General features: G+C 41.6%; 8 protein-coding genes. 7 read left to right on the top strand and 1 reads right to left on the bottom strand.

All coding sequences use genetic code 11. The features are described from left to right. Positions 1-39 precede the first annotated feature (39 nt). The 6 genes from CJ263_RS17520 to CJ263_RS17495 all read left to right on the top strand — a co-directional run bounded on the left by CJ263_RS17520 (position 40) and on the right by CJ263_RS17495 (position 8696). On the top strand, positions 40-2253 hold the full coding sequence (locus tag CJ263_RS17520) for a bifunctional alpha,alpha-trehalose-phosphate synthase (UDP-forming)/trehalose-phosphatase (RefSeq protein WP_094998457.1): 2214 nt from the start codon (positions 40-42) through the stop codon (positions 2251-2253). A gap of 21 nt (positions 2254-2274) precedes the next feature. Beyond that, positions 2275-3798, top strand: a complete 1524-nt coding sequence (locus tag CJ263_RS21025) for a nuclear transport factor 2 family protein (RefSeq protein WP_158657192.1) — start codon at positions 2275-2277, stop codon at positions 3796-3798. A gap of 8 nt (positions 3799-3806) precedes the next feature. Further along, positions 3807-4973: an MFS transporter gene (locus CJ263_RS17510; protein WP_094998456.1), complete on the top strand. Its 1167-nt coding sequence runs from the start codon at positions 3807-3809 to the stop codon at positions 4971-4973. 39 nt (positions 4974-5012) lie between these two features. Beyond that, complete coding sequence (locus CJ263_RS17505; RefSeq protein ID WP_094999293.1) at positions 5013-6344, top strand: M28 family peptidase; 1332 nt, start codon at positions 5013-5015, stop codon at positions 6342-6344. A 149-nt stretch (positions 6345-6493) separates the two neighbouring features. Beyond that, entirely contained in the window at positions 6494-8104 is a 1611-nt protein-coding gene (locus CJ263_RS17500; RefSeq protein ID WP_094998455.1) for a M1 family metallopeptidase, read from the top strand. 130 nt (positions 8105-8234) lie between these two features. Then, positions 8235-8696 carry a GAF domain-containing protein gene (locus CJ263_RS17495; RefSeq protein ID WP_094998454.1) on the top strand — a complete coding sequence of 154 codons (462 nt, stop codon included), beginning with the start codon at positions 8235-8237 and terminating at the stop codon, positions 8694-8696. A 79-nt stretch (positions 8697-8775) separates the two neighbouring features. Here CJ263_RS17495 and CJ263_RS17490 read toward each other — a convergent pair whose 3' ends face one another. Beyond that, positions 8776-12165, bottom strand: a complete 3390-nt coding sequence (locus CJ263_RS17490; RefSeq protein WP_094998453.1) for a ThuA domain-containing protein — start codon at positions 12163-12165, stop codon at positions 8776-8778. A gap of 122 nt (positions 12166-12287) precedes the next feature. Here CJ263_RS17490 and CJ263_RS17485 point away from each other — a divergent pair, with 122 nt between their 5' ends. Then, the gene (locus CJ263_RS17485; RefSeq protein WP_094998452.1) at positions 12288-12869 is read left to right on the top strand and encodes a YdeI/OmpD-associated family protein; all 582 of its coding nucleotides are present in this window, start codon (positions 12288-12290) and stop codon (positions 12867-12869) included. Positions 12870-12914 lie beyond the last annotated feature (45 nt).

Raw genomic sequence — 12914 nt, 5'->3', positions numbered from 1 at the left:
AGAGAAATTAAATTCATTTCAAAGCAAAACTTGCTATTTATGGCCAAAACTATCATAATCTCAAATAGACTACCGGTACAATTACAAATTAGCAACGGATCCATTACCGCCATACCAAGTGTAGGGGGATTGGCTACCGGCATGAAATCCGTGCATTCTGGGGGAGACAGCTTGTGGATTGGTTGGAGCGGTCTCACTGATGAGGAAACACCAGAAGAATTGGAATTACAAATAGACAATGCTTTGGCCGAGCATGGTTCCTCCAAGGTAAAACTCACCCAAAAAGAGGTAGACGGTTTTTACTATGGATTCAGCAACAGAACAGTGTGGCCGTTGTTCCATTATTTTATGGAATACACTGAATTTGAATGGGAAAGCTGGGAAATCTATAAAAGTGTAAATCAAAAATTTGCCGATGCTATTTTAGAAAAAGCGGAAGATGACGATGTGATTTGGGTCCATGATTACCAATTAATGCTGGTACCCCAAATGGTCAGGGAAAAACGTCCCAATGTGTCCATTGGTTTCTTCCTGCATATCCCCTTCCCTTCCTTTGAAATATTTAGGACACTACCTTGGCGGATGGAAGTTTTGGAAGGTCTTCTGGGTTCCGATTTAATCGGATTCCACACCTACGATTACGAAAGACACTTTTTAAGCTCGGTCCGAAGACTTTTGGGCCTTGAGGTCAGTTTTAATGATATTTATTTGGATGATAGGGTTATAAAAGTGGATTCCTTCCCCATGGGAATCGATTATAAAAAATTTAACGAGGCAGCTAAGGAACATGCTCAGCGCGATGAATCCCAAAAATCCGAGCTTCAAAAAAGATTGGATACCCATAAGGAATCTACTCCCGATGCGAAATTCTTCCTTTCCATAGACCGATTGGACTATACCAAGGGAATCGCCAAGCGCTTGAATGCCTTTGAGTATTTTTTAAACAAATACCCTCAGTATAAGGAGAAAGTCCGGTTGATTATCCTTGCCGTTCCCTCTAGATCCAATGTCCCACAATACCAACTCCTGAAAAAAGAAATCGATGAGCTCGTAGGACGCATAAATGGGGAACTTTCTACCGTAAGCTGGACCCCGATTTGGTATTTCTATAGATCTATGCCCTTTGATAACCTTATCGACCTCTATACAACCTGTGATATTGCTTGGTTAACCCCTATTCGGGATGGTATGAACTTGGTAGCCAAGGAGTATATCGCAACACGAACGGATAAGACAGGCGTACTTATTTTGAGTGAAATGGCTGGTTCTGCCAATGAAATGAACGAATCCCTCCTGATAAACCCCAATAACTTTGAGGAGATTGCGGACACCTTGGACAAGGCCATCAATATGCCCAAAGAGGAACAACAACAGCGTAATTCCATTCTTCAAAAACGCTTGGAGCGATATAATGTGGAGAAATGGGCCAATGACTTCATGACCTCCCTATTAAATCAAAAAGAAAAGGACCTCACCTATATATCCAGAAGGCTTTCGGTAGATTTAATGAACACAGTCATGAAAAAATACAAGTCGGCCAAAAGACGTCTTGTTTTTCTCGATTACGACGGAACTTTGGCCGGATTCCACAAAGATCCCCAGAAAGCCAGTCCGGATGAGGATCTATTCCGATTATTGGATGAAATTTCCGCCCAAGAAAATACGGATATGTATTTGATTAGTGGTAGGGACAAAGAAACCTTTACCAAATGGTTTATGCATAAGGGATATAATATGATAGTGGAACATGGGGTTTGGATTTCCCAAAATGGCGAAGACTTTAGAATGTTGGAAAAGGTCAAAAAGGATTGGATGGAGAAAATTCATCCTGTATTGGATTCCTTTGTGGATAGGACCCCGGGAAGTTTTATCGAAGAAAAGAATTATTCCTTGGCATGGCACTATAGAAATACCGATCCCGATTTCGGACAAAAGCGGGCCGTGGAACTGAACACCGTATTGACCAGTTTGATTGCTAACGACGATTTGAGCGTTCTAAACGGAAATAAGGTCATGGAAATCAAGAGTAGCAACGTAAACAAGGGAAGGGCATCCATGCGTGTATTTGCAGAAAATGAGTACGACTTTGTTTTTGCTATAGGCGATGACTGGACCGATGAATTTATGTTTCAGGAATTGCCCGATGATTCCATTACCGTAAAAGTAGGCCGGCAAAAGACACACGCCAAGTATTTTGTGGACAGCACCAAAAACGTTAGGGACATTTTAGGCAGGTTCGCGGACATGCACTAAATTGGGTTCCAATACTGTTTTATGAAACATGTCTATTTTGTGGCCTTCCTCTGGCTTTCCATTGTGATAAATGGTTATTCCCAGTCCAGTACAGAGGTTTTTTTAGCCGACTTGTTGTGGGAAAATGATGGTTTAAAAATTGGAAAAGCTAAAAATATTTCCAATAACGAAGGCTATGATAACCAACCTTCGTTTTACGATGATGACCGAATCCTTTTTTCATCTACCCGAAATGGACAGACCGATATTGTCCTTTACGATATAAAATCCGAATCAAAATCATGGCTGAACGACACCCCAAATGGCGGTGAATATTCACCTTTAAAAATATTGGGCCAAAAAAATATTTCAGCAATTCGACTTGATGATGATGGCCTACAAAGGTTATATAGGTATGATTTTAATACAGGTCTTTTCAAGGAGCTTATACCCAATTTAAAGGTAGGCTACCATGTCTGGTATAACGACCATATCCTCGTCTGTACAGTTTTGGTTGAAGACCGAATGGATTTGGTAGTGTCAAATCTTGCCGATAAAACCAATTACACGGTTCAAAAGAATGTAGGCAGGTCCCTTCATAGAATTCCCGAGACAACACTTATAAGTTTTATTTCTAAGGAAAATGATACGGCCATGGTAAAATCCATGCATCCTATTTCCGGGGCTACGGAAAATATCGTAACGCTTCCTGGCGCATCTGAAGATGTAACTTGGACAAAAAATGGAACCTTGCTTACGGCGTACGAAAACAATTTGTTGGGTTACGATTTCAGAAAGAATGGCTCTTGGAAACTACTGCGTACATTTGATAAATTGGAAATACCTAACATATCAAGGCTCGCCATGAGTCCGGATGATCAAAAATTGGCGTTTGTAAGTACTGACCCGGTATATAAAATCGTACAAAAACAGGTGGATTCCTATAATGCAGGAAATTTGGAGGCCTTTGTCAATTGTTATGCTGAAAATGTGGTGGTACGTAACTTTCCATCAGATACCCTGTATATTGGCCATGATAAAATGCGTAAAAACTATGGCAGACTTTCCCCAGAAAACAAAGCGTATGATGTTGAAGTCGTAAACCGTATCGTTATTGGAAATCAGGTTATTGACCATGAAAAAGTGACCGGAAACGGAAAAATAACAATGCAGGTAGCACTTTATGAAGTAAAGGACCGCATCTCAAGCATGACCTTTATTTTTGACCAAGAGACGAAATCAAAACCTGAATCCGTTGTTGAAAAACAATTGAAAGCTTATAATGCAAGGGATATCGATGCCTTTATGGCAACCTATTCGCAAGATATCAAATTATATAATTTTCCCAGAGATCTCACTACCAATGGGCCGGAAGCCATGCGAAAAGGATACGCTGAATTTTTTAAATCGGCGCCAGACCTACACTGCGAAATCAAGAATAGGATGGTCATCGACAACAAAGTAATCGATCACGAGGAAGTAACGGCCAATGGGAACACCTTTAACGCCGTAGCTATCTATGAGGTCGAGAATGGAAAAATCGCTAAGGTCACTTTTCTTAGGTAACTTATCTATTGAAACAAAAACCACATATCCTTCCAACCATAATCATTGCCCAGTTTGCATGTACGTCCCCATGGTTTGCCGGCAATACGGTTATCGATGAACTAATCTTGAAAACCGGGTTGGGTGAAGAAATTATCGGCTGGGTATTATCCTCCGTACAATTGGGATTCATTCTGGGCACGCTGCTTTTTGCACTATTGATGGTAGCCGATAGGTTTCCGCCTTCCAAGGTATTTATGGTCTGTGCCCTATTGGCGGCACTCTGCAATTTTGCACTGCTTCAAGAAACCATCATCAAATGGACGATTCTTCTAACAAGGTTCGGCACTGGTTTTTTTCTTGCGGGTATTTATCCCGTGGGCATGAAAATTGCGGCAGATTACTATGAAAAAGGATTGGGCAAGGCTTTAGGATATTTGGTCGGTGCCTTGGTCTTGGGCACGGCATTTCCATTTTTGATCAAGGCCAATAGTTGGGGCCATGAGGCGAATACTGTCATAAAAATAACTACGGCAATGACCTTAATAGGCGGATTGGCAATTAATTTTCTGGTTCCCAACGGACCCTACAGAAAACCTAGCAAAAAACTAAATCTATCCATTGGTCCCCAACTATTTGGCATGGTAAATTTTAAGAAGGCCGCTTTTGGCTATTTCGGACACATGTGGGAGTTGTACGCCTTTTGGGCCTTTACACCCTTTGCGATTGCATATTATAATACGAAAACCGGTATGGACTTTTCGGTACCCCTTTGGACGGGGATTGTTATTGCCCTGGGTGGACTGTCGTGTGCTTTGGGTGGTTTGATATCGGAAAAAATAGGAAGCCGTAAGGTAGCCTTAACGTCTCTAGCGATATCGGGCATATGTTGCCTGCTATCGCCGGCTTTTTTCATGCTGCCTCCCATACTATTCCTATCGGCCTGGTGTATATGGGGTTTGGCCGTTACCGCAGATTCCCCACAACTATCAAAACTAGTGGCTGCATCGGCTACGGGCGAAATTAAAGGTACAGCGCTTACCCTCGCTACCTGCATCGGCTTTGCCATTACCATTATTAGTATTCAACTCTTAAACTACCTGCAGACCATTACAAGTGCAAACTTTTTATTCATGGTATTGACATTGGGCCCGGCGCTGGGAGTTTGGCATCTGATACACCTTGAAAAAGATTAATTTTTAATACTTTTAGAGACACTTCAAATGAAACTAAATATGAAAAAATGGCTACTTCTGGGTCTTTTGACCATAACCCTTACATTATCAGCTCAAACGGACCAACGCATCTATGATATTATCGATGCCGTCTCTGCGGAACGAATAGAAAACGATATCACCAAATTGGCCAATTTTGGCACACGACATACGCTAAGTGATACGGTTTCGCAAACCCGTGGCATAGGTGCGGCAAGACGCTGGATAAAATCCGAATTTGAAAAGACATCGGATGCCTGTAACGGTTGTTTGAACGTATTTTATCAAAAAGACCTGGTCAAAAAGGGCGCCAATCAACGAATAGTGCATGATGTGGAAGTCGTGAATGTCCTGGCCATTCAAAAAGGAAGCAAATATCCCAATAGATACATCATTATGAGCGGCGATATTGACAGCCGGGTGAGCGACCCTACCAATTTTACGGACGATTCTCCGGGGGCAAATGACAATGCCAGTGGTATGGCCGGAACCTTGGAGGCCGCGCGGGTACTTTCGAAGTACACCTTCGAAAACAGTATTATCTATATGGGACTATCTGGTGAAGAACAGGGCTTGTTTGGCGGTGGTGGTGTTGCCCAATACGCCAAAGATCAGGGATGGGAAATCATTGGTATTTTCAATAATGACATGATTGGTAACATCAAGGGAGTCGACGGAATAGTTAGCAATGTTGATTTTCGGATTTTTTCCGAACCAGTTCCTCCCAATGAAACGGAAGAGCAACGCAGGGCAAGACGGTTTTATGGAGGCGAGGTAGATGGTATTTCAAGACAATTGGCCAGATATGTGCATAAGAATGTAAAGACCTATATGCCCGAAATGAACCCCATGATGATCTATCGTTTGGACCGTTTTGGCCGCGGAGGACATCACAGACCTTTTAACGATGCCGGTTTTGCGGGAATACGAATCATGGAGGCCCACGAAAACTATACCCAACAACATCAGGATATTCGGGTAGAAGACGGTATTGCATATGGTGATGTTTTGGAACATGTCAATTTTGACTATGCAGCCAAGCTTACGGCAGTGAATGCCATTAATCTCGCCTCTCTGGCTTGGGCACCACCAGCACCTATAGAGGTGAAAATTGGTGGTATCGTTCAGCCTTCTGCCAAGTTTCAGTGGAGTAAGGTGGATGGCGCCGCAGGATATAAAATTTATTGGAGAGATACGACCTCACCTACTTGGGACCATAGCAGGTTTGTAGGGGATGTGACCGAATTCACTTTGGAAGGTATCGTTATCGATAATTTTTTCTTTGGTGTGTCCGCGGTAGGAAAAGACGGATTTGAAAGTCCGGTCGTGTTTCCAAACGGAATTTTTAGATAGGTATTAAAATCAGCTTTAAATAATTTAGATATGGAAGATTTTAGTATACCCTTATTTCTTTGGCAGACTTTTTTATTGGTGCTGATTGTAGTTCTAGTTGTCCTTTTGATTAAATTTTTGAGAAAAAGATTAAAATAACATTATTGTTCATGAATAAGCTCCTTCTTCTATTTGCTTTCCTACTATTTTTTCAATTTTCTAATGCACAAGAATTCACGCAGCAGGATACCCTTAGAGGCAGCATAACTCCAGAACGCGCCTGGTGGGACCTCAATTACTATCATTTGGATATTGAGGTTAAACCGGATGATAAATTTATTTCCGGTACCAATACCATTCGCTACAAAGTTTTGGATGCAAACCAGGTATTACAAGTGGACCTTCAACCGCCATTAGTTATAGAAAAAATTACTCAGGACGGTGAGAATCTGGAGTTCAAAACCAATGGCAATGCCCATTTCGTAAAACTAGAAAAAACTCAAAAAAATGGTGATTACAATGAAATCGTCGTGCATTATTCCGGGCATCCCAAAGAAGCGGTTAGAGCTCCTTGGGATGGTGGTTTTTCTTGGAAAGAGGATAAAAACGGAAACGATTTTGTAGCGACCTCTTGTCAGGGACTTGGAGCCAGTGTTTGGTGGCCCAACAAGGACCATATGTACGATGAAGTGGATAGCATGCTCATAAGCGTAAAGGTACCCAAGGGCCTCATGGACGTATCCAACGGAAGATTACGTAAAGTGGACAAGGATACAAATACCTATCACTGGTTCGTCTCCAATCCCATAAACAACTATGGGGTAAATGTAAACATAGGCGATTATGTCCATTTTGGAGAAACCTATGAAGGAGAAAAAGGCTTACTGGACATGGATTACTACGTACTACGGGATAACTTGGAAAAAGCCAAGGAACAGTTCAAGCAAGCTCCAAAAATGATGGAAGCCTTTGAACACTGGTTTGGGCCCTACCCTTTTTACGAGGACTCCTTTAAACTGGTTGAAGTACCCTATTTGGGAATGGAGCACCAAAGTTCCGTAACCTATGGCAATCAGTACGGAAATGGTTATTTAGGTCGGGATTTATCAGGTACCGGATGGGGATTGAAGTTTGACTATATCATCATCCATGAAGCTGGACACGAATGGTTCGCCAATAACATCACCTATAAGGATATTGCTGATATGTGGGTACACGAAGGATTTACCATGTACTCCGAAAGTCTTTTTATTGAATATTACTATGGTAAGGAGGCGGCATCGGAATATTTATTGGGTATCCGGAAAAATATTAGAAACGACAGGCCACTTATTGGGCCTTATGCCGTAAATAAAGCGGGGTCTGGGGATATGTACAACAAGGGCGCCAATATGTTGCACACGTTGAGACAAGTTATGAACGATGATGAAAAATGGCGGGCTACCCTACGAGGTTTGAACAAGGAGTTTTATCATGAAACCATAACATCGGACCAAATTGAGCATTATTTGAGTGTTCAAATGGGGGGAGATTTTAGACCCTTCTTCAACCAATACTTAAGGACAACAGATATTCCCGTGTTTGAATATCAAATAGATGGCGGATTGTTAAAATACCGGTATCAAAAAGTAGTAGAAGGTTTCAACATGCCTTTAAGGATTTTCTTGGACAAGGAACCTAAGTGGATAACTCCATCATCCAATTGGCAACAGCTGTCTATTAAAAAAGGTACGTCAATTGAGGTGGATCCTAATTTTTATGTGGACGTCACAAAGATATAGCAGTCCTAAAGTTTTAAATCACTAACTCTAAGATGACGGATATCATATTCCGCACGTGCAAATCTTGATATCTTGCCCCAACTTCATTAAAAATGAAGTATAGTATAAACTGAAATCATAGTATAAAATCATGAATACAATTCCCAAAAAAATCTCGGCACAACTTGAACAAAATCCTATAGATTGGCAAAGTGTTTTAGAAGATACTATTAGGCATTTCGATTGCTCAACGGGCACCCTTCATTTTCTAAAACCGGACACATCCATTTTAGAGCTGAAGGCCCAAAAAGGAATTCCTGATTTTCTAATCCCCAAGGTATCGGCAATACCTATAGGCAAAGGCATGGCAGGGATAGCAGCTGAACGTATGAAACCTGTAGAGATGTGTAACCTGCAAACCGATGAATCCGGAGTGGCAAGACCGGCCGCCAAAGAGACTAAAGTAGAAGGGTCGCTTGCTGCACCATTGATACACGAAGAAAAATTATATGGTACCATCGGCATAGCGAAACCTGTACCGTATGATTTTACCGAAGAGGAAATTGCGTCTTTAATGCAAATTGGGGATGCAATCTGCCAAAAAATTAACTAAAGACCTATCCTCTATTCTTTAAAAAATTGAATAAAAAAGCCCGCTTAAAGCGGGCTTTAATTTTACGTCCTATTGTCTATTACTTGAACATGGCTCCGGTTAAAGCTACCATAGTACGTTCTTTACCTTCTTCGGCCTTATAGGTTACATAATAAGGTCCATCTCCCGATACTCCTGAAACCGGAATACTTACCTGAGTACCTTGACCCCCTGATTGGGCAGGCATAGTGGCTTCCCCAACTTTAGGTCCATCAGGCGTATTTTCGTGTATCTCGAATGTGAAGCTCAGGTTAGGAGCACTTTGCCACCCCATTTCCAAAGTCAAAGAATTGACTCCTTTTAATGTAGTGTCAGCAAGTTCAAACCATCCCGTACCTGAATTCAGCAACAATAAATCCCTACCGCCAAAAGATACGGCCTGCATATTATTGGTTTTCAAGGCTTCTGTCAATTGAATGGAACTGCTCGGTATAGCAACGGACTTGGAACCTGTCAATGGAATGGTACCTTCCGCACCTTCGTCCGTATAACTTGCCGTTAAAACCAACATATTGCCAGGAGCCGAAGCTTCTGCTGTGATAGTGCCGTTTAAAGGAAGTGACTTTTCCTCTTCCTGATCTCCCGCTAGGGAAAGGATATACAAAGCAATCTGTCTTGTTTCGTCACTGGTGATTTTTGGGTGCGCCGGCATTGTTACCTCTCCCCAAACACCGTTTCCACCAGTTTTTATCCTTGTTTGTAGATAACTCATAGCATCCCTTCTATCCTTGTACTTTTTGGCAACATCCATATAGTTTGGACCTATGGAAGCTTCTGCTTCCTTATGGCAGGTCTTACAATCCATGGATTGCGTAAGAGCTTTACCTGTAACAGCGGCAGAGACTTGCTGATGCCCTAAATTCATGGCCACCTTGTCCATACCCTCCAAGTAATCTACACTGACAAAAACATTGTTGTCATCTACCGTTCCACCATCCGGATCGGTCACGCTTACCTCATAATCTATTTTCTGACCTGGAATATAAAATGCCGGCATACCTCCCTTTAAGTTGATAGTAACTTCGGGACGGGAATTTCCTGCAACGATATTGGTACTTTCACTTGTTATGGCCTCACCCTTATTATCCTTAACGGTTACATTAAGATTGTAAGCTCCGGCATCGGCATAGGTGTAGCTTACGTTTGGTTCTGTGGTTTCCTTAGTCTCACCATTACCAAAATCCCATACATAGGACATGGTATCACCTTCCCTATCATTGGCTTCCACTGTAACATTTATGGCCAAAGGTGTCTTACCAGAGGTAGTTTCAACAATCATATTGTCAATAACTGGAGGTCTGTTTCCTCCATTGTATTTGATGTAAGACAAACCGGAGTTGGCATTTTGGGAGAACCATCCACTTCCATATTCCAAAAGATAAACTCTTCCATCTGGGCCCATCTCCATATCTATAAGGTTGTTCAATTTAACCTCTGGAGCAAATGGCTCCATTTTATAGAAACTTCCATCTTTGTCTAAATGCACAGCGAACATCCAGCCACGCATCCAATCATAAATGATAACCTTGCCGTCGTAATAACTGGGTAATTTGGCATCACCTGTATACAAATCAGAATAATAGGTTGGTCCAGCCATAGCATTTCTGCCACCTGTTGTAGTCTGAGGAAACCTACTAGATTCATCGTAAGGATAGAAAACATAGGCAGGCATGGCAGGGGGCAATTCGGTTAACCCTGTATTGTTCCTTGAGGTATTCATCGGTTTTTCTGGGTCAAACGCTTCCCCGGATTCTCCAGTTTCATAATTATAATCCCTATATGCATAGTTATCACCAATAAAAAGAGGCCAACCAAAGTTGCCGGGCTTACGCGCCTGGTTCATTTCATCATATCCTCTTGGTCCTCTGGTTTCCAAGCTATCCGCTCTAGCATCGGGTCCTACATCTCCCCAATATAAATAACCTCTCTTAACATCCACAGAAATCCTATAAGGGTTTCTATGTCCCATAGTGTAAATTTCCGGTCTTGTTTTTTCGGTTCCTACAGGGAAAAGGTTTCCTTCCGGAATGTCATAACTACCATCCTCGTTCACTTTTATCCTGAGAATTTTACCGCGTAAATCGTTCGTGTTTCCAGAACTCCTACGTGCATCAAATTGTTCATGTCCCGGGATATCGTTCAATGGAGCAAAGCCATTGTTTACATACTTTACACCACGCTCATTAAATGGTGTAGAATTGTCTCCCGTAGATAAGTACAAAAGATTATCTGGACCAAAGGCAATTGAACCTCCAGTATGACAACAAATTTCCCTTTGTGTATCAATTTCAAGTATTATTTGCTCGGAATCCAAGTCAAAATTACCATCGGCATACTTGAAACGGGACAGACGATTTACCCATTTATCACCGGTTGGAGCATAGTACAAATAAATCCAATGGTTATTGGCATAGTCTGGATCTTTTTGAAGTCCCATCAATCCTTCCTCGGCGTTTACCCCGGGAGTTTCCAAAGTCTTCCAATAGACGTCCAATTTGGCAACCTCCTTTAATTCTTGGGTTTCATCATTAAAAAGTACGATTTCACCCCTTCTTTGTGCAATCAATACATCATTATTTGGCAGTACGGCCATTTCGGTAGGTTCAAAAAACTGACCTTCAGAAAGTATCACCTTTGAGAATCTATCAGAATCCGGTGGAATCTGTGATTTAACCTTAGAGTAGTCTAAAATCTTATTTTCCCCAATGGCGTATTTGATACCGCCCAAAACATGCTTTAAAAACAAATCTTCAGAAAAGCTTTCATCTGTATGTCCGGCACCCGTATAAAAAGCACGTCCTCCATCAAAATCATGGTACCACGCAATGGGATGATAATCCCCATTCTGTCCGCCCTCATAACTTGATTCGTCCAAGGTAATCAGCACATTGATATCATCATTGATATTCTTATAATTATATAATTCATCGTCCCTGTTCCAAACGGAATCCGTAAAAAATTCCGTAGCGATAAAGTTTTTGTCCTTGATGATGAAATCTGCGTTGGGAGTTCCCCTAGGGTGACTCAAGAACTGGGCTCCTGCAAGGTCGTTATACCAACCCCAGTCATATTCCGTATCGGCAGCTGCATGTATTCCCACATAACCTCCACCTGCTTGGATATAGCGCTCAAAGGCAGCTTCCTGAAATTGATCTAGAACGTTACCCGTAGTACTCAAGAAAACCACAGCAGAGTATTGCTTTAAGTTGTCGTCAGTAAACATTTCCGCATTTTTGGTCGTATCAACGGCAAAACCGTTTTCTTGTCCCATCTTTTGCAATGCGGCAATTCCTGCGGGTATGGATGCGTGTTTAAAACCCATGGTTTTGGAGAATACCAAGACCTTAGGTTCCCCTTCACGTTTATTGCCACCACATGAGACAATAATAAGCGCAAAGCCCAAGAGCAGCGCATTAAAAACTTTTTTCATACGTAAATTTTGTTGTTTGTCGGTTTAATAAACTTCAAAAATAGGTTTCGCAAGCTTATCAACCAATTGTTTATAGACTAAAATTGTATTTTACGTATAATTTAACACTGAAAAAAGACTATATGCTAAAAATACCTGAGCTATATTTTAAAAATGATACGGAATTTAGGGAATGGTTACACATCAACCATTCCAAGCATGAGGGCATTCATTTGATATTTTACAAGGTTGCACATGAGAACGACAGTATGCGGTGGGAAGAAGCGGTAAAGGTTGCCTTATGTTATGGTTGGATCGATAGTACCGTTAAAAGTTTAGGTGATGGTAAAAGAAGACAATACTTCTGTCCGAGAAAACCCAAAAGTGTATGGAGCAAGGTCAATAAGGATTACATAAAAAAGCTTAAGGCAGAAGGATTAATGCATACAACCGGACTCAAAGCAATCCGAATCGCCAAAGAGAACGGGTCATGGAGTGCCCTGGACGACGTGGAAGCCGGAAAGATACCAGAAGACCTACAGTCTGCATTCAATAGTAACACAAAGGCTTTCAAAAACTTCCAGAACTTCACCAGAGGGCAACAGAAAAGTTACCTCTATTGGTTGAATCAGGCAAAGCGTGAAGAAACGAGACAAAAACGCATTGGCGAAATAATACATCATAGCAGTGAAAACATCAAATATAGAAACGGAGGGGGAAGGTAACACCATCTCATTTTCCCATATAAGCGCTTGTATTACCGATTGAAC

The organism is Maribacter cobaltidurans (genome assembly GCF_002269385.1).
Classification (GTDB): Bacteria; Bacteroidota; Bacteroidia; order Flavobacteriales; family Flavobacteriaceae; genus Maribacter; species Maribacter cobaltidurans.
Note: the sequence above shows the minus strand (reverse complement) of the source record. Positions and strands in the feature narration are given on the sequence as shown.